The sequence below is a fragment of the Stenotrophomonas sp. T8 genome, from assembly GCF_051853085.1.
GTDB lineage: Bacteria > Pseudomonadota > Gammaproteobacteria > Xanthomonadales > Xanthomonadaceae > Stenotrophomonas > Stenotrophomonas sepilia.
In genome coordinates this window covers 685,156-701,926 of the sequence record NZ_CP195329.1, presented here as the reverse complement: position 1 = coordinate 701,926, position 16,771 = coordinate 685,156, and the positions used below count along the sequence as shown (strand labels likewise).

Here is a 16,771-nt window from a genome sequence, read left to right as displayed (position 1 = left end):
TCACGGGATTCCCGCGTGCGCGGAGAGTGCCGGCCAGCGGCCGGCACTACCGGGTCCCCGTCCCCACGTCATCGATATCCCGGTGCAGGATGCGCCGCACTTCCAGCACCGCTTGCGGGGTCTCCTGCACGCTGTGGCCGGAAATGATCACCTTCTCCGACTGTGCACCCGGCAGGTGCGCACTCCAGTACGGCACCAGTCCGTCATCGGACTTGTCCACCGGCAGCTCCGGCTTGCGCTGGGCGATGATCGAGTGGTACTTCAGTCCCGCTTCGATCGGCAGCTGCGCTGCGGCCTTGACGAACGGATCGCTGGCCTTGAGGTTGTCGATGCTGTTGGGAATCTTCGGCTTGGCCGTGCCATCGACCTGCTGCTCGGCCTGCGCCAGCGCCATGAACACGTCCTCGAACTTGCCGAGAATGGTCAGCGGCAGGCGCACCAGCCGGCCCAGCAGGCGCCCGACCTTGTTGCCGGCGATGTCCGTGCCCTGGTGGGGAGCGGCGATGAAGATCGCACGCTCCACGTTCGGCTGTGCCTTGAAATGCAGCAACGGCCCCAGCTTGTTCTGCACGCGCTTCAGACGCTCGCCCTTCAGGTCATAGTTGGCCAGCAGGTCGTTCCACAGCACGTCACCGGAATCGCTCACCAGCAGCCGCGCGAGCACGCCGCCCATGCTGTGGCCGATGTAGACCATATCCTTCGATGCACGAGTGCTGCCATTGGGATCGAAGTGCTTCAGCGTGTCGTTGAACGCGTTGGCGATCTCGTAGCGGTTCAGCGCGATCGGTGCGTTGGTCGGGTAATAGACCTGCCACACCTGGAACTGCTGGCGCAGCTCGGGGTCGCCCATGATCTCGTTGGCCAGGTTCACCCAGGCTTCCGGGCTGCTGGCCAGGCCGTGCAGCATGAAGATGATGCGGCGGTTCGGGTCCCACGGTTGCATCAGGTAGATGTGTGGCTCGCCGATGCCCTCGCTCATGCCGAACAGGGTGCGCAGTGACTGCCGGGCGAAGCCGCTCTGGGCAAGCCACAGGCCGTAGGCTGCGGTGAAATTGCCGGCCAGCGGCACCTGCTCGCCGTGCAGGGTGATGCGCTCGGTGGCTTCCGGCGAATAGGCATCCAGTTCAACCCGGCGCGTCCGCATCACATCGTCCAGGCTGCTGCCTTCGAAACGCAGCAACGCGGTGACGTTGATCGAGGACATCTCGCTGAACTCGGGCACCGAATCGTCATGCCGGTGGCGACGGCCACGGCGTGCGCCCTCTTCGTCATCCTGCGGTGTCTCGGCCTTCGGGCCCTCAGGCGCGATCACCGGTGCGACCAGCTTCGGCGGGTCCATCACCATCACCAGCTCGGCACCGAAGCCATCACGGCGATAAGTACTGCGCAGCCCGACGAAGCTGACCGTGCCGGCCGGCACCAGCTGCGCGGGAATGCTTTTCAGGTTCAGCTGCTGGTAGTTGGAGGCCAGCGTCCAGCTGCCAACCGCGATCGGCTTCGTGTAGTCCTCGCCAGCCAACGCAGCGGCGCGCGCACGCACGAACAGCACCACCGCTGCCTTCTCGGCGGCGTAGTTGTAGTAGTCGCGCACCTGTGTCTGCCGGTCCTCGAAGGCACGGTCGGACGGCGAGCGGCCGCTGTAGAACAGGTAGGCATAGGCGTAGCGCGCGGCTTCCAGCCAGGCGTCCAGCGCTGCGTCGCTCATCGGCGGATCACCGGCTGCGGTCTTCTTCGGCGTCAGCGCCAGCGCGGCCTTCACCCACAGTTCGGACAGCGCCGACAGCCGCTGCTCGACATTGAGATCGTCGGTCATCAGCAGCGTGCTGCGGCAGACCAGGAAGTCCTTCTCGCACTGCGATTCGTCCAGGCCTGCCGCGCTTAGCGTCTCGCGCGCGGCGGGGCTGAGCTTGCCGGTATTGAGCACGTCGGCACGCTTGTTGACCAGCGAATCGCTGGATTTGACCTGCTTGACGGTGACCATCGCGCAACCGCTGCTGCCCAGCAGCAGGAAGGCGGCGAACAACACCGGCAGCGCACGCTGCCAGCGGATCAGGAGGAGTCGAGTCATTACTGCGGGTCCTGCTCGGTGCCAGGCACGCCCTGGCGGATCACGGTGGAGAAGTGTTCGCCGCTGCCCAGGTCCAACGCACGCTGGGTGATGCGGCCCTTGTCGTGCAGCTCGGCGTACGGCACACCCGGGGTCAACGCACCCACTTCCTGTGCGTACTCGGCCAGGTACCCGGACAGCAGCAGGCGGTAGTCCAGCGGCAGGCGCGGCGCGATATGGCGGGCCAGGTCGAAGACGATGGTGGTGCAGTTGCTGGTGAGCGTGTTGTAGAAGCCCGGCTTGGCATCCAGTTCGCGTGCCTGTGCGATGTACGCGGCAAACAGCTCCTTCAACTGCGCGCGGTCCATGCCATGCAGGCGGTACAGGTAGACGTCCTCACCGCGCGCATTGGTGCGGGTGCGGATGATGTCGGTTTCCTCCGCGGCCACCAGGGTCATCTCGAACCTGCGGAAGAAGCCGCCCAGTGCCGAGAACGATTCGCCGCGCTCCTTGCGGATCTCCAGCGAGAACACCACGTGGCGCCCATCCTCGAAGCCAAACGAGATGAGGGTGTGGGCGATCGCCGGGCCCATCCAGTACGACAGCACCAGGTCGGCCGAGCGCAGCTGGTCAAGATCGTACGCGCGGCGCACCCAGTGCGCGTCGTAGTCGGTTTCGCTGCGCCAGGTGAAATCACGCACGCTGTCGAACACCACGTGGCGCCCGTCGAAGGACACCACATGCAGGCGCTGGGCCACGTCGTCGGCCCATACGCGGTCCTGGCGCGGGGTCAGCAGCAGCCACCAGAGGCCAGCCAGCGCCAGCGAAGCGCCGAACGCCAGGCCCAGGCGACGGCTGCTGCGGCCACGCGCGACCCGCCACGAGGCCCACAGCGCAGCCAGCAGCCACAGCACGGCAATACCGTTCGCCAGCCAGCCCGGCCCGGGCATCTGGTAAGCCAGCAGCCCGGTCACCCACAACGCTGCCAGCGCCATGGCACTTCCTGTCATCCAACGTCCTGCGGCTCTCACTGGCATCCTGTCGCGGTCCCGAAGCCGCATAGTTAGCCACAAGCGGGTTCACCGTGGCATCTACGGCCCGTTCAGGCACGCCGGCGCACCGTCTGCGGCGGCCCCGCGGCCAGATGAATCACACAGGAGCAACGATGGGCATCACTTCCGTGGCCGGCGTTCCGGTCCAACCCCGGCACCGCGCAACCTGTCACTGCGGCACGGTCGAGCTGCTGCTGGACCTGCCGGACGGGATCGTCGATCCCCGCCGCTGCGACTGCTCGATGTGCCGCCGCCGTGGCGCCATCGCCGCCAGCGTCCCCCGTCAGGGCCTGCAGGTGGTGCGCGGGCAGCATCACCTGCAGAAGTACCAGTTCAACACCCATGTGGCGGAGCACTACTTCTGCGGCGTGTGCGGCATCTACACCCATCACCGGCGCCGCTCCAACCCGGACGAGTACGGCTACAACGTGGCCTGCCTGGAAGGCATCGACCCGTTCGCGCTGGGGGTCATTCCGGTCAGCGACGGGATCAATCACCCGTCAGACCGCAGCGACTAGTGGCGCGTGCGCCGCGGCGGCGTGGCGATCTTCTGCCAGGGCGCCATGCCGCTGCGCCCCGCCCGCGCGGGTCGTTTCAGCCAAGGCCGGCGTGGCGGCGCCTGCGGCGCATCCGCGACTGGGGGAGGAAGCGGTCGACGGCTGGGCCAGAGATGGTCGAGCAGCCACATGGCGGGTCTCCGTGGGGGACGGGGACGATCGACATTAGACCTGGGTGGGCATGGGCGGTGTGAGCGGAAGACGACAACGGGATGACGGCGGAGGGGGCGATGAGCCTGCTACGCCGTATGCTCGGCCAACATGCCTTTGCGTTTCCGCAGCAACAGGTGCAACAACACAGCACACACAGCCGTCAGCAGCGCCAGTACACGCAGCAGTGTTGCCAGCGCCTTGGCGCTGACCTGCTGCAGCTGCTCAGCGCTCATCGCCGGCAGCAGTGCCGCCGCCTGGTCGCGGGACCCGCTCGCCAGATAGGCACCGGCACGCGCCAACGACGCGGGCGATGCCCCATGCAGCTGCTGGTCGACCACCATCGCCAGCAGCGCCGTCACTGCGGCCAGGGCGATACCTTCGCCTGCTACCCGCACGGTTCCGAAGATGCCGGCGGCCATGCCCGCACGCTGTACAGGCACCACGCTCACCGACAGCCCATCCATCAGCCCCCACGGCAAGGCCGTGCCTGCACCGACCCACATCAGCAACGGCACCCACTGCGAGGGCGACGGATGCGTCGCATGGCGCGACAGCAGGTACAGGCCAGAGGCGCACACCAGCAGCCCCAGCGTGCACAGCCGTGCGCTTCCAACGCGCTCCGCCCAACGCGCGGCCAGCATCGGCAGCATCAGCATCGGCGCGGACAGCGCCAGCATCTGCAGTCCCACCAGCGTCGTGCTCTGGCCATGCACGCCCAGCAGTTGCAGAGGCAACACGACCAGCAGCACCACGTAGCCCAGGCAGGTCGCCACCGGCAGCAGCTGGACGCCGAGAAACGCCGGTTGCCAGAACAGTGAGAGGTCCAGCAACGGGGAAGGATGCAGCCGTTCGGTACAGACGAACGCGCCGCCCAACAGCAGCGTCGCCAACAGCGCCAGCTGCACGCGACCGGCGTGCAGGCCGTACTCTCCCAGCCACAGCAGGGCCAGGGTCAATGCCGCCAGCATCAGGCTGAAGCCCAGCATGCCGGCGATGTCCAGCCGTCCGCGCTCGCCCCGGCTTTCGGGCAACGCGCGCGCGGCCAGGGCGAACGCCGCCAACGTCAGCACACCGCCCGCAGCGAACACGCTGCGCCAGCCCAGCGCCTGCAGCAGCAGGCCCGCGAGCAGCGGCCCCAGCGCCAGGCCCGCACCGAATGTCGTGCCCAGCAGGGCGAAGACACGGGCACGCCTCGGTCCCTGCCAGCCCTGCGCCAGCGCAGCGGTGCCCGAGGCCAGCGCTGCGGCGGCGGCCACGCCCTGCAGGCCGCGCGCCAGATCCAGCCACAGCAGCGTAGGCGCCAGGCATACAGCGGCCGTCGCGACGGTGAAGCCGGCCGTGCCCAGCAGGAACATCCGCCGTCGGCCATGGCGATCAGCCAGGCCACCGGCAGCGAGCAGCAGGCTGCCGAAGGTGAGCATGAAGGCGTTGGTCACCCAGGCCAGCGCAGTGGGCGATGCCACTGCGGAGCGGGCCAGCACCGGCACCGCGACGGCACCGGCGGTGAAGGACAACGGCAGCGCCAGCGCGGCCAGGCAAACCGCAAGCAGCGTCCAGCGTTGCGGCGTCTGGGCAGGTACAGGGAACGTCGAATCCGGGGCCATGCGGGCCTCCTTCCATCAGGGGCATTGATGATGAGCGGGCCGTTATTCCTGAAAAACAGGCTCTATGGACGTTGATTGCGGCCATATGTTCCGCAATCATGTCGGTCATGGACTCCATCTCTGCTCTGCTCGCCTTCGTCCGAACCGCAGAGGCGGGCAGCATCGTCGGCGCCGCCCGCGTACTCGGCCTGTCCGCCTCGGCGGTAGGCAAGCGCATCGCCCGCCTTGAACAGAACCTGGGCACCCGTTTGTTCCAGCGCACCACCCGCCGCGTGCACCTCACCGACGAAGGCGAACTGCTGCTGCAGCGCTGCCGCCGCGCACTGGATGAACTTTCCGAAGCGCAGGCGGACCTGGCGCAACGACAGCACGCTCCAAGTGGGCTGCTGCGCATCGGCCTGCCCACCATCGGCTACCGCTTCCTGCTGCCGGTGTTGCCCGGCTTCCAGCAACGCTATCCGCAGGTGCAATTGGAACTGGAGTTCAATGACAGCATCGTCGATGTGGTCAGCGAAGGGCTGGACGCGGTGATACGCAGCGGCGAGCTGGCCGATTCCAGCCTGACCGCACGGCGACTGGGCGACTTTCGTTTCATCCTCTGTGCGGCACCGGGGTATCTGAAGGCGCACGGCATTCCCGGCGATGTAGGCGACCTGCGCCTGCACACCGCGCTGCGCTTCCGTTACCCCACCACCGGAAAACTGCATCCGTGGCAGCTGCCGGGCATCGAAGGCGACGCCGGGGCGCGCCTTTCCACGGCGATGACCTGCAACAACATGGAAGCCGTGCTGGCCGCTGCGATCGGTTGCATGGGCCTGGCCTGGATGCCCGACTTCCTCGCCGCCGACGCGCTGGCCGACGGCCGCCTGCAACAGGTGTTGCCCACACTACCTACGCGCCAGGGCCAGTTCTCGCTGCTATGGCCCGGTGGGCGCCATCCCAGTGCACGCCTGCGGGTGTTCATCGACTATGCCGTCGCGAACCTGTTCCAGAACGCCTCATAGAAAGGGGACGGAGGGGATTAAGTCGTAATCGGCCCTACTGTGCCCGAAACGACTTAATCCCCTCCGTCGCCTTTTTCCCTGGGCGCTGGCGCTGCGTTGAGCTGGTAATGCGCGACCAGCGCATCCACCACCGCGCGCACGCCCGGCAACTGTCCACGACGATGCGGCAGCAGCACGCTGGTGGTCACTTCGCCGGCATGCCACGCCGGCAGGACCTGCTGCAGGCGGCCGGCCGCAATCGCTGCGGCACACAGGCTGTGCGGCAACACCGTGATGCCAAGGCCCGCTTCGGCCGCCGCGACCAGAAGCTGCGACTCATTGCCGACCAGCGCCACCTGCGGCTCCACCTGCACGGTGCGGGCGTCGGTGCCGTGCAGTGTCCAGCGCCTTGCGTGGCGCGCCGTCAGCAGGCCGGCATGCGCGCTTAGCTGCTCGGGCGTATCCACTGCTGGCGCGCCTGCCAGATAGCCAGGCGACGCCACCAGCACGATGCGTTCTCTACTCAGCGAGCGCTGCACCAGACCGGAATCCGGCAGCGGACCGAAGTGGCTGCGCAAGGCAATGTCGATGCCTTCCTGCGCCAGGTCGACGAAACGATCACTCACTTCAACTTCGATGCGCAGCCGCGGATAGCGGCGGGCCAACGGGGGCAGGCACACGGCGAGCTCGCCCTGCACCACCGGAATCGAAGCGCTGATGCGCACGGTGCCACTCGGTTCGGCCTGGCGGTCACGGACGATGGCCTCGGCGGACTCCACCTCGGACAACGCCGCGCGTGCGCGATCAAAGAACGCCTGGCCGACTTCGGTCAGCGCGAAGCGCCGCGAACTGCGTTGCAGCAGCCGTACCTCGAGGTGTTCTTCCAGCAGCGCCACGCGCTTGCTCAACGTCGAGCGCGGCAGGCCCAGATGGCGTCCGCCTGCTGCAAAACCGCCCTGCTCCACTGCGGCCACGAACAGGGCCAGATCGTTGAGGTTGAGCATGCGCAACGTCCACAGGTATGGACTTCAGGATGCCATTCGAACCGCTTCCGGGGCAATGTCCACGCAGGCACGCTTTCCTCGCCCGCCGCATCGCGGCTTGAACCGGAAACCTGCCATGACCCCGATCCTCTTCTACGGCGTGCCCTCGGGCTGCTCGTTCGGCTCCATCGTCGCGCTGGAATGGTTGCGCCAGCCGTATCACCTGTGCCGTATCGACATGCCCGGCCAGGTGCAGGGCGAAGACTATCGCCGCCTCAATCCACTGGGCGAAACCCCCACTCTGCGCACCGCGCAGGGCGAACTGCTCAGCGAGAGCCTGGCCATCCTCAACCACCTGGCCGCCCAGGGCGTCGCGCAGGGGCTGGGCTTCGCACAGGGCACCTCCGGCTTCGACCGCCTCAACCACCGGCTGGCCTATCTCAACACCAGCTTCTTCGGTGCCTACGCCCCGCTCTGGCACGCGCTGGAACACGCCGAGGGCGATGACGGCAAGGCGCTGCGTGCCTATGGCACCACCAAGGTGCGCCAAGCCCACCAGGCGCTGGAGCAGATGCTCAGCACAGGCCCGTGGCTGCTGGGCGAGCAGCGCAGCTTCGCCGACGCCTACTTCGCCGGCATCGCCCGCTGGAACGATTACCACCAGGTGGTCGACCGCCGCGAGTTCCCCAGGGTGCAGCAGCTGTTCGAGCGCCTGCAGGACGACGCCGGCGTGCAGTTCGCCCACGCCGTCGAAGCACAGCGGCCGGCTACCAGCAGCGGTGGCTTCCTCGGCGAGGTGCGGCTGGAAGACGTGCTTGAGGCCGCGGCGGCCTGAGTCCTGCCCTGCCTGTGCGGCAGCGGCGCGCAATGCCTCTTGCGCGCCGCGCTACAGTGGTATGTCCCCTGCTGCAGGAATCCGCGCATGTCCACGTTCTCCGATCCGCAGGCGGTGGCCCGCTATGCCGAAGCACCGCTGCGCCAGGTGCCCGGTTTCCTCGCCCTGCAGCAGATGAGCCGCCTGCTGCTGGCCGAACGCGTTCCCGCGCAGGGCCGCGTGCTGGTACTCGGTGCCGGGGGTGGGCTGGAGCTGAAGGCCTTTGCCGAGGCGCAACCGGGCTGGCAGCTGCTGGGCGTGGATCCGGCCGCGCCGATGCTCGCGCTGGCCGAGCAGACACTGGGCCCGTTGAACGCACGCGTTGAGCTGCTGGAAGGCTACATCGACGATGCCCCGGACGTGCGCTTCGATGGTGCCAGCTGCCTGCTGACCCTGCACTTCCTCGATGCCGCGCAGCGCCTGCACACGCTGCGCGAGCTGCACAGGCGCCTGCAGCCCGGCGCGCCGCTGGTGGTGGCCCACCACAGCGTGCCGCAGGATCCGGACGGCAAGCTGCGCTGGTTGCAGCGCTACGCCGCGTTCGCCGAAGCCTCGGGTGTTGCCCACGCCGATGCACAGCGCGCGATCGACGCCATTGCCGAGCGACTGCCACTGCTGGCGCCCGAACAGGAAGTGGCGCTGCTGCAGGAGGCCGGCTTCGACGGCGTGGAGCTGTTCTATGCAGGCTTCAGCTTCAGGGGCTGGGTGGCGTACGCCGGGTGAAGCCTACGGCACCACGGTGATGCCGATGCGCTGCATCAACAGCGCCACCTGCTGCAGATCCAGCGTGGCGCCACGCAGGTTGGTGCTGCGCAGGTCCAGCTCACCCAGCTCCGAGTGGTCAGGTCACAGCCGGTGAAGTTGGCGCTGTTCCAGTCGATGCCCTCGAACTGGCCGCCGGACAGGTCCGAGCCGGCGAAGCTGGCGCCGCTGACGTTCGCACCATCCCAGCGGTTTTCCCACAGTTCGCATTTCTCCAGCGTCACCCGCGAAAAATTGGCGTAGCGCAGGTTCGACTTCTTGATGAAGGCGCTGCAGAACCCGCTGCGCGGGGTGATCTGGTTCATGAAGCTGGCGCTGCTGAAATCCGCGCCCTGCGCGCGGCACTCGCTGATTTCCAGGCCCAATGCCTTGACGAAATTGAAGTGGCACATGCTGATGTCGCAGCTGCGGAAGCTGGCTTCCTTCAGCGTGGCGCCATTGAAGCGGCAGCCGGTACGGCTGTCGGCATCGTAGAAACTGCAGTTGATGAACTCGGTGCCGGTCAGGTCCACGCCGGAAAAATCGCACTCGTGGAACTGCTGATCGACCACTTTCTGGCCGGTGTACTGGTCCGCGCCGATGCGCAGCTTGCGGTGAACGGTGTGGGACATCAGGGATTCCATGCCAGGAGTCCCGCCATCATGCCGGGCCGCGAGGGCGATCCATAGACGTGGGCGCGGGCGGATTCACCAGCAGTCCAGCCGCCCCGTGCCCCCCAATACCCGATGCACGGTGTTGCACGTTACTGCACGAACGTGCAGACTTATGGCATGAGCTCAGACCCCAGCCCCCTCCCCGCCCAGCGCACCCGGCAGATCCTGGAGGAACTGCGCCAGCAGGGGCGCGTGGTCGCTGCCGAACTGGCGCGCCGCTATGCCGTCTCCGAAGATTCGATCCGCCGCGACCTGCGCGAGCTGGCCGCACAGGGCCTGTGCCAGCGTGTCTACGGCGGCGCCGTGCTGCCGCCGCCCAAGGAACGCCCGCTGCGCGAGCGCCTGACCCGCGACCGCGGCGACAAGGCCGAGCTGGCCGCACGCGTGTGCGCGTTGCTGCAACCCAATCAGGTTGTACTGCTCGATGCCGGTTCAACCAACCTGGCGATCGCCCAGCAGCTGCCGCCCGCTCTCGGGCTGACGGTGATCACCAATGCCCCGCAGATCGCCACCGCCGCCAGCACGCTTGAAGGCACCCTGGTGCAGCTGATCGGCGGCCGCTTGGCCAGCGGCGGCGGTGCGGTCGGCGCAGAAGCACTGGGCCAGGTGCAGCGCCTGCGCGCCGACGTGTACCTGCCCGGCCCCTGCGCGGTGGACGGCGATACTGGTGTATGGGCAATGGATGCAGAAGAGGCCACGCTGAAGCGCGCGATGGTCGCGTGCAGCAGCCGCGTCATCGTCGCCGCCACTACTGAAAAGCTCGGTGCCCGCGGCCACTGGCAGATCGCCAGCCTCGACGAGATCGACGACCTGGTGCTGACCACCACCGCACCGCCCGCATTGGCGGCACGCTTCCGCGCCGCCGGCATCGCGGTACACCCCACTCCGCCCTGACCGTACCGCTCATGTCCGTTGCCAACCGCGCGCGTGCCGAACAGCACGCGACCCGCGCTGCGTTCTTCATTCCCGGCTTCGCCACCGCGCTGTGGGCCACCCTGGTGCCGTTCGCCAAGGCACGCACCGGGATCAACGACGCCACGCTGGGGCTGGCGCTGCTGTGCCTGGGTGCTGGTTCGCTGCTGGCGATGCCGTTGTCCGGCGTGCTCGCCGCGCGCCTCGGTTGCCGGCGGGTGATGGTGGCCAGCAGCCTGCTGATCTGCCTGACCGTGCCCGGCCTGGCCCTGGCCGGCTCGGCCTGGAAACTGGGGCTGGTGCTGTTCGTGTTCGGCGCCGCCGTGGGCGCGATGGACTGCACGATGAACGTACAGGCCGTCATCGTCGAGCGCGAAGCACGGCGCGTGATGATGTCCGGCTTCCATGCCTTCTTCAGCATCGGCGGCTTCCTCGGCGCGGCCACCATGACCGTGCTGCTGTCTGCCCATCTGCCTCCCTTGGTATCCGTGCTGGTCGGCGTTGGTGCCATGCTGCTGGTGATGCTGCTGTCAGCGGCGTACTGGCACAGCGAACGCATGCCGCATGACATGCCCATGCTGGTCCTGCCGCACGGCATCGTGCTGTTCATCGGCGTGCTGGCGTTCGTCGCCCTCCTCGGCGAAGGTGCGATGCTCGACTGGAGCGCGGTGTTTCTCAGCGACGTGCGCCGCGTCGATGCCAGCCTCGCCGGCATCGGCTATGTGACCTTCACCCTGACGATGACCGTCGCGCGCCTGTTCGGCGATGCACTGGTGGCACGCGTGGGCCGCCAGCGCGCGATCGTGTTCGGCGCGTTGCTCGCCGCCGCGGGCGTACTGGTGCTGACCCTGGTCACGCCGTGGCAGGCGTCGCTGGCGGGCTATGTGCTGGTCGGCCTCGGTTGCGCCAACATCGCCCCCGCACTGTTCTCGCTGGCCGGCCACCAGACCCGCATGCCCGGCGCACTGGCGATCACTGCCGTGTCCACGCTCGGCTTTGCCGGCATCCTTGCCGGGCCGGCGCTGATCGGCTTCGCCGCAGATCATTTCGGCCTGATCGCCGCGTTCATCGGCGTGGCCACGGCCTTGTTGCTGGTGGCCGTGTCCACGCGTTGGCTGCAGGTGTAGCGCGGCGCATCAACGCCGCCTACGGCGCAGCTTCATCCGCACGCGCCGGTAGCCGATCACCGTCGCCGTGGCGCACAGCGCGGTGCCAGCAGCGCTCAGCAGCAGCAACACCGCCAACCGGACACCTTCCTGGCGCAGCATCGCAGGCAGATCCCAGCTGTGCAGGAAGTAGAACAACCAGCGCACCACCCGCTCGCGATGACCCATCGTCAGCAACGGATCGCCCGTAGCCAGGTCGAGATAGACGCACGTCGCCTCGGCATCACCAAAGTCCACCACGGCCACCGGGAAGCGGCGTACCGCTGCACCATTCATGGCCTCGGGCGCACGCGGATAGAAGTACGCATCCGCTGCATGCTGCACCACGAAGCCCTGCATCGGTGCATCGGACAACGCACGCACCTTCTGCTGCAGCCAAGCTGCCGGCAGCAACCGCGTAACCTGCAGATGCCCATTGCTGCCGGACACGATGCGAGTATGACCCTGCCCGTCCAGCAGCACCGCAAACAGTTCACCACTGATCCGTCGCCACTGAATCTCCACCGGCTGAAAGCGCGCGGCTTCGGCCACTGCCAGAAGCGTGTCAGGATCACCCAGCGCACCGTCCACCGCCACCGCGCCGCCACGGTAGTGCTCAACATCGATCGCCTCCCGCGTGCTGCTGAAGACGCCCAATGGATTCATCGACATCAGGCCGCTGAAGATCCAGGTGAACACGAAGGCCGCAGCACACAATCCGATCAGATGGTGCCAGCGCATCCACGACTCCACGTACGGCGTCTTCGCACCGGAACGATAGTGCCCACGGAAACGCCAGCGCCACACTCCCACCACGATGCCGCTGATCGCCGCCAGCGTGCACATTGCGGACAGCACGATCACCACCCACGTCCACACCGGGTCGACCGACTGCATGCGCAGGAAGTACAGCCAGTGCAGCCAGGCGCCCACATAGTTCCAGCGCTGCTGCACATGCGGGGCGTCCAGCACCACTTCACCGGTACGCGAGGACACATACAGGTCGCCCGGCTGCGCGCCGCCCACCTCGACGCGATACAGCGGTCGATGCACATCCAATGCGCGCGAATGCGTCCAGCGGTCCTCCTCCACGCGCATCGCTCCCACGAAGGCCGGGCCTACGGCGAACTGTGCAGCGGATGCTTCGGCGCGCTGTGCCGACACCGGCGGCAGCGCCTGCCCGGTGTATGCAGACCAGGCCCCCATGTGGCTGCCACTACGCACCACATAGGCGGGCTCGCCACGCAGCGTGGTCAGCGCCACGGCCTCCGGCTCGGCCTGCAGAGCAGCCGGCAGTACAGACAGCCCCTGCAGGTCGCGGGCCTCACCCAGCACTGGCAATGCCGCCAGCCGCTCGCCGGGCGTCAGCTTCGGGTAACCAATGAACAGCATCACCATGCCGCTGACGAACCACAGCAGCATCAGCAGGCATCCGCCGACGCCCAGCCAACGATGCACCAGGTAGGTCCAGCGCTTGGCGGTGGATCGCAGCGACATCGCCAGCGCCCTCAGAAGCGATGGTCGACGGTGAATTCGACGCGCCGGTCCGCCCCCAGCAGCCACTGGGTGCTGGTGTAGTACGCGGTGGCGTAGTACGCCTTGTCGAACACGTTGAACAACCGCGCGGACAGCCGCGTGCGCGGTGCCGCCTGCCAGGTCAGTGCCAGATCGGTGGTGCTGTAGCCGGGCAGCTCCAGTGTATTGGCGTTGTCAGCGTAGCGCTTGCCGACGTAGCGAACGCCACCCGCCGCACTCCAGTCCGGTGCGAATTGCCAGCTGAGCCACGCACTGGCCAGGCGCTCGGCTACGTTCGGCGGCACGTTGCCATCACGCGAGACCAGCATCGGCGGCGAACCCGTGGTTTCCAGGAAGTCCTCGAACTCGGCCTTCAGCACCGTCGCATTGGCATCGAGCGACCACCGCGGCGCGAACGCCCAGTTCAACGATGCCTCGATGCCGCGCGAGGTCTGCGCGCCCACCTGCACGCGGCGATCAGGCACCAGCGGATCGCGGCTGAGCAGCCCGGTCTTGCGGATGCGGTACGCCGCCAGCGTCCACTCGCCACCGTCGAACGCCTGCTTCAGGCCCACCTCGATCTGCCGCCCCTTGGCTAGATCGAACGCTCCATTCGCGGGGCTGATCATCAGCAGTCCACTGACCGGATCTGCCGCCTGCGAGTACTGCGCATACAGGCTCAGCGTCGGCTGCAGCGCAAATACCGTGCCGGCGCGCCAGCCGGTGCTGCTGTAGATTTTCGAGAACGCGTTCTGGCCACTGATCAGATCGGTGCGATCGATGCGCGCGCGATCGTGGCGCAGGCCAGCCAGCACCGACCAGCGCTCGCTCAGCGCCAACCGGTCTTCCACGAACAGCGCGTACTGCTCGGCGGCGTTGCGGTAGCGCGGCAGGTTCGGCGCGTCGCTGGCGAACTGGCCCGGCACCGGATGGACCGGATCGACCGGGCCGGAGCTGCCCGTATAGGTGTTGTTGGTGTGCTTGAAGTGCGCGCGGTTGGCGTCCAGGCCCACCGCGAAGCTGTTCGCCCTACCGCCCACATTGCCCTGCACGCGCAGCGTCGAGGTCAGCCCGGTCTGGTCCTGGTTGTGGGTGATCTGGGTGTTGCCCGAGCGATCGATCAGGCCGGTGCGCGGGTTGTAGACATAGGCCTCGGCGTTGCGCCAATCGCGCTGGCTGTCGATCTGGTAGAGGCGCGTGCGCCATTCCACGTTCGCGTTCGGTGTCCACAGCGCATCAAGCTGGGTCCAGCGGTCGCGATAACGGATCTCGCTGTCGTCCACGTTGTAGTTGCGATGGCGCAGCGCGTCCAACTGGCGTCCCTCCACCAGCGGCGTGCCGAAGTAGCGCATCGGCTTCTGATGGCCCTGCGCGTGGGTCAAGGTCAGCTGCAGGTCGGTGCGCGGCTGCCACAGCAGCGCGCCGGAGAAGGTGGCATCGCCGTTGCGTCCCCGATCGACCCAGCCACCGCTGTAGTTGCCGCTCACATCCAGCCGGTAGGCCAGCTCGGGCGTCAGCGCGCCGCCACTGCCGAAACCCAGGCGCGCGGTGTCCTCGCTACCCACGGTCACGCTGATCTCGTTTTCGATGGCGCCGCGCGAGGGCTTCTTCGGCACGATGTTGATCACCCCGCCGATCGCACCGTCGCCGTGGATGACCGAGGCCGGCCCGCGCAGTACTTCGATGCGCTCGATCGACCAGGTATCGAACGGGAAGGTGATGCCCACGCCGCCGTACTGGCGCAGCCCGTCGTACAGCCGCATCACCGAGGCGCCATCGGTGAAGCCGCGGCTGGACAGCGCACTCAGACCGTTGCCCGGGTGCGGCATGGCACTGATCGCACCCGCCCGGCTGATCGCATCGTTGAGGTTGCTGTCGCCGCGCTGATCCAGCTGTTCGCGCGAAATTACCGTCAGGCTGGCCGGTGTCTGCAGCACGCTCAGGCCCAATGCAGAGCCTGCGCTGGCAATGGAGGACAGCTCGCCGCTGCGGGTGTCAACCACCCGCACGGTATCCAGCGTGGTCGGGGGTGCCGCGTCGGCGGCAAGCAGGGGCGCAGCATGCAGCAGCAGCGCGCACAGGACAGGCAGCGTCGCCCGGCGCAGGCACGCGGGGTTGGGGTTCGTTTTCATTTTTTCACGGCATGCAAGGCCACCCCGCAATGGCAGGGCAGCAATCAGAAAGGGACAGACACGCGCGTGCGGGCACCGGCCGTGGCCGGCAACCTCATGGAAGAACGTTCAATGCAGCGCGCGTGCGGCTCAGGCAGCCATCAGTGCCGGCGGCCCACGCGCGCCCAATGTGCCGCTGATCCGTTGCGGCAACGTCTGCACCGCACCGCACAGTGCGCGGCACACCGGTACCATCGGCGCCAACAGCAGCACGGCCGCCACCAGCAGGGTGATCAGCCGTGCAGCGATCAGGCAGTAATCGCAGTCCACACCCATCTCGTGATCGGCATGCGGATCGGCGGGCGGCTTCTTTGCGGTCTCGCCGTGCGGCATCGCCATCGCGTGATGGTCGTGGTGCCCTTCCATCGCGTGCTGCGCATGCTCTGCGTGCATTGCGTGGTCCATGGCGGCCACCGGCGCAGCGGCAGCCACGTGACCCTGCGCCAGCCAGCGGCTCACCAGCGGGGCGAGCAGCACCAGCAGCATGGCAAGCCAAGCCAGGGCCTGGAACCGGCGGTGGAGGACAGAATGACGCACCCGGCCATTCTACGGGCCTGTGCCCAACCTTGGACCCCGTTCAGGGTTTGCCCCCTGCGACACGGTGACGCAGGAGCTCGCCTCGCGCGGCGACATGTGAATGCACCACACCGCGGTCCCTGCGCTTGCGGGCTCTGCCTCGCCAACGTTAGGGTTCAATTGGCCACGGCAAGGAGCCAGAGGAATCTGCATGACCACCCGCATCACGCACCGGCAGCGCATCAGCCTGCTCGGCCTGACCGCGCTGCTTGCTGCCTGCGCCGACAAGGGGCCGCCCCCACCGCCAGAGCCGCTGGAACTCTCACAGCCCATCGCCGTGGACGCGCCCGGCCAGCAGGTGCAGTTCGAGTTCGAAACCACGGCGCGCAATTTTGCCAGCTACCGCACTTATGCGGTGGAACTGGATCTGCAGCACGTCTCCCCATCGCCAGATGCTGCTTCTCCGCGCGACCTGCACATTCCTTTACGCGTTGGACTTCAGCAATGGTCCGGCGGCACTTGGCAGCCGCTGGCAAGCCCCGACGCTTATCAGATCGCACAGTCGCAATCTGGCCAGCCACTGCCAGACTGGCACCGCGGTAAGGGTCTGAACTACGCCCAGATCCAACGGGGCAGCGATGGCGCATACCGATTGCATGTCGCGTTGCTGCCGTTGCAGGCGCATGGCCGGTATCGGGTCCAGGTCAGCACGGTTGAAGACATCGCACCACTTCGTGGCGCAAGCGCCAGGATGCTGATTCACGAATCGCGTCCGCTCGCCAAGTAGCACAGCGCCTTCGTACACCTTCCAGGAGGAACACCACGCACATGGACAAGCCACGCT

The 16,771-nt window shown here is 67.4% G+C and carries 13 protein-coding genes and 2 pseudogenes; 7 read left to right on the top strand and 8 right to left on the bottom strand.

Annotated elements, in window-relative coordinates:
- Positions 1 to 46: 46 nt before the first annotated feature.
- Both ACSDHM_RS03290 and ACSDHM_RS03285 read right to left on the bottom strand, forming a co-directional pair.
- Entirely contained in the window at positions 47 to 2,068 is a 2,022-nt protein-coding gene (locus tag ACSDHM_RS03290) for an esterase/lipase family protein (protein WP_439426653.1), read from the bottom strand.
- A complete protein-coding gene (locus tag ACSDHM_RS03285) occupies positions 2,068 to 3,042 on the bottom strand; it encodes an Lnb N-terminal periplasmic domain-containing protein (RefSeq protein WP_252744683.1) in 975 nt (324 codons plus the stop codon). Before ACSDHM_RS03285 ends, ACSDHM_RS03290 begins: the two co-directional genes overlap by 1 nt.
- A gap of 170 nt (positions 3,043 to 3,212) precedes the next feature.
- On the opposite strand from ACSDHM_RS03285, the gene ACSDHM_RS03280 reads away from it, so the two are divergent.
- Positions 3,213 to 3,617, top strand: coding sequence for a GFA family protein (locus ACSDHM_RS03280; RefSeq protein WP_072168213.1), 405 nt, complete (start codon positions 3,213 to 3,215; stop codon positions 3,615 to 3,617).
- A gap of 278 nt (positions 3,618 to 3,895) precedes the next feature.
- Here ACSDHM_RS03280 and ACSDHM_RS03275 read toward each other — a convergent pair whose 3' ends face one another.
- Entirely contained in the window at positions 3,896 to 5,413 is a 1,518-nt protein-coding gene (locus ACSDHM_RS03275) for an MFS transporter (protein WP_088497794.1), read from the bottom strand.
- Positions 5,414 to 5,520: 107 nt separating this feature from the next.
- Between ACSDHM_RS03275 and ACSDHM_RS03270 the strand changes: the two are divergent.
- Positions 5,521 to 6,445, top strand: a pseudogene (locus tag ACSDHM_RS03270) (LysR substrate-binding domain-containing protein).
- A 25-nt stretch (positions 6,446 to 6,470) separates the two neighbouring features.
- Here ACSDHM_RS03270 and ACSDHM_RS03265 read toward each other — a convergent pair.
- Entirely contained in the window at positions 6,471 to 7,400 is a 930-nt protein-coding gene (locus ACSDHM_RS03265; protein ID WP_334271322.1) for a LysR substrate-binding domain-containing protein, read from the bottom strand.
- A gap of 115 nt (positions 7,401 to 7,515) precedes the next feature.
- Between ACSDHM_RS03265 and ACSDHM_RS03260 the strand changes: the two genes are divergently transcribed.
- Together ACSDHM_RS03260 and ACSDHM_RS03255 are read left to right on the top strand one after the other, a co-directional pair.
- Positions 7,516 to 8,214, top strand: a complete 699-nt coding sequence (locus ACSDHM_RS03260) for a glutathione S-transferase family protein (RefSeq protein WP_072168217.1) — start codon at positions 7,516 to 7,518, stop codon at positions 8,212 to 8,214.
- A gap of 87 nt (positions 8,215 to 8,301) precedes the next feature.
- Complete coding sequence (locus ACSDHM_RS03255; RefSeq protein ID WP_111202075.1) at positions 8,302 to 8,976, top strand: class I SAM-dependent methyltransferase; 675 nt, start codon at positions 8,302 to 8,304, stop codon at positions 8,974 to 8,976.
- 3 nt (positions 8,977 to 8,979) lie between these two features.
- Here the strand turns inward: ACSDHM_RS03255 and smqnr are convergent.
- A pseudogene (gene smqnr / locus ACSDHM_RS03250) lies at positions 8,980 to 9,629 on the bottom strand (SmQnr family pentapeptide repeat protein).
- Between the two features lie 156 nt (positions 9,630 to 9,785).
- On the opposite strand from smqnr, the gene ACSDHM_RS03245 reads away from it, so the two are divergent.
- Together ACSDHM_RS03245 and ACSDHM_RS03240 are read left to right on the top strand one after the other, a co-directional pair.
- On the top strand, positions 9,786 to 10,562 hold the full coding sequence (locus ACSDHM_RS03245) for a DeoR/GlpR family DNA-binding transcription regulator (RefSeq protein ID WP_423172910.1): 777 nt from the start codon (positions 9,786 to 9,788) through the stop codon (positions 10,560 to 10,562).
- Between the two features lie 11 nt (positions 10,563 to 10,573).
- Entirely contained in the window at positions 10,574 to 11,707 is a 1,134-nt protein-coding gene (locus ACSDHM_RS03240; RefSeq protein ID WP_439426652.1) for an MFS transporter, read from the top strand.
- A 9-nt stretch (positions 11,708 to 11,716) separates the two neighbouring features.
- Here ACSDHM_RS03240 and ACSDHM_RS03235 read toward each other — a convergent pair whose 3' ends face one another.
- The 3 genes from ACSDHM_RS03235 to ACSDHM_RS03225 all read right to left on the bottom strand — a co-directional run bounded on the left by ACSDHM_RS03235 (position 11,717) and on the right by ACSDHM_RS03225 (position 15,897).
- A complete protein-coding gene (locus tag ACSDHM_RS03235; RefSeq protein WP_439426651.1) occupies positions 11,717 to 13,222 on the bottom strand; it encodes a PepSY domain-containing protein in 1,506 nt (501 codons plus the stop codon).
- A gap of 11 nt (positions 13,223 to 13,233) precedes the next feature.
- Positions 13,234 to 15,372, bottom strand: a complete 2,139-nt coding sequence (locus ACSDHM_RS03230) for a TonB-dependent receptor (protein ID WP_439426650.1) — start codon at positions 15,370 to 15,372, stop codon at positions 13,234 to 13,236.
- Between the two features lie 129 nt (positions 15,373 to 15,501).
- Positions 15,502 to 15,897, bottom strand: coding sequence for a DUF2946 family protein (locus tag ACSDHM_RS03225; RefSeq protein ID WP_353080139.1), 396 nt, complete (start codon positions 15,895 to 15,897; stop codon positions 15,502 to 15,504).
- A gap of 241 nt (positions 15,898 to 16,138) precedes the next feature.
- Between ACSDHM_RS03225 and ACSDHM_RS03220 the strand changes: the two genes are divergently transcribed.
- A complete protein-coding gene (locus ACSDHM_RS03220; RefSeq protein WP_021202618.1) occupies positions 16,139 to 16,714 on the top strand; it encodes a hypothetical protein in 576 nt (191 codons plus the stop codon).
- The last annotated feature ends 57 nt before the right edge of the window (positions 16,715 to 16,771 follow it).